The 1,601-nt window shown below is 33.7% G+C and carries 1 protein-coding gene; it reads left to right on the top strand.

Going from position 1 to position 1,601, the window contains the following annotated elements; genetic code table 11:
* Window positions 1-504: 504 nt before the first annotated feature.
* A partial coding sequence (locus A9G37_RS09790; RefSeq protein ID WP_141671165.1) for a hypothetical protein occupies window positions 505-1,601 on the top strand: 1,097 nt, incomplete at its 3' end.

Genomic DNA, 1,601 nt, shown 5'->3' with positions numbered 1-1,601 from the left:
AGATCAAGACTATAGAGGAGCTTGCGTTACACCATAATTTTCTCTTCAATAATGACTATTTAAATAAAAATACTTGGTATTTTGTTTAAATAGTCGATTAAACTTTTTAGCTATAAAATATTTAGATTAATTTAACCATAAAGTTTATGCCCATTCATGATGAATAATTCTTACAATTTACATTTCTTTACAAAAAAGTCCGCCAAAAAACTAGCCAACTATTTCTTAAACGGCTATACTTTAATCGCTTTAGAAAGACAAGCTTATTAAATAAGCGATTAACCATAAAAAATCTAAATAAAACAAAATATTACTTGACAGGTGGAACAAAATGCAGTACCATTTTAGGCACAAGGCACAAGGCACAAGCACTGGCAAACTTATGTCTTAAATTTATCAAATAATCCTATTCGACAAGTTTTTACTCGAAGCTCATTTATATCATCGAAATTATCTCTCGAATTATTATCGAAATTATCCATAAAATTATTTTCAAAAATCCCATTGGCATTAGCGCCGTTGTTGTTATTACCGTACTCTTTAGAATCGCAGGCACTATCGGTCACGACTTCTGAGCGCATTCACGGTACTGCGCCTTATTTAACCTTTGATGGCGGTGCGACTCATGCCGATTCAATTAGTCCCTTATTATCAGTAACATTGCCCGGAAACAAAATTATTACTGTATCAAATGATAGCTCAAGTATGGAAAACCCATTAGTGTTAGATAAACTTTTAGCCACTTTTGCAGATATCAAGACATTAGTGCCTCATGGGGATTATCCAGAAGTATTGACCGATAAAGTTATTGATGACAATGGTTATTGGAAGGATGATGATGGCGATACACTCCATCGTGTCAATTCAAGTAAATTAAAAATTAAATGGCAGAATTTATATGGTCAAGATATTACTAATTATGTGAAGGATAACTCAGATAAAGCATTAAATGGCTGTGATGCACCTTATCAATTGACGTTAGAAGTGGAAGATGTGAGCATTAAGACAGAATATGGTATTCCTTCTGAAAGTGATAAATTTACTGGAAATAGGCATACCTATTATCTTTATCCCAAAATGGATAAACCACAATTTTGTTATGCTATGCCTAATTTAGAATATGATTGGCATTCAAATGATATACCTTACGATGGTGCAGTTTCTTCTCTTAACGATCCGCATGGTGATTGGAATAAATATAGAGGGTTTTATGCTTATAATCCAGCGAATCCTGGAGCAAACTTTCCAACCACAGGCTCTCATAATTTATTTTTTTACTTGAGTGTTGCAGGAATGAAAGCGCAAGATATAGTAAATAAAAATGGTCGAACAATTTCGACGGGAGGGGTAACATTAACGTTAAATGCTGAAAATAAGCTACCTACAGGGCTTGTAAAAATTAACTTAACGGGTCCTAAGGAGAGTAATCCTGGTTCTTTTATTCCTTCAACATTTTATTTACACGATAAAAACAATGACCCATTGTATAATTTTAGATTAGAGCGTTGGTATGTCACTAAAAAAGGTGGTGCAGGGGGGTATCAAAATGCAGTAGCATTTTGTGATAACTTTAATGGTGGTGGATATCGTATGACCAAAGT

Source organism: Gilliamella sp. GillExp13, assembly GCF_001690815.1.
Taxonomy (GTDB): domain Bacteria; phylum Pseudomonadota; class Gammaproteobacteria; order Enterobacterales; family Orbaceae; genus Gilliamella; species Gilliamella bombi.
This window is presented reverse-complemented; position numbering and strand designations above follow the sequence as displayed.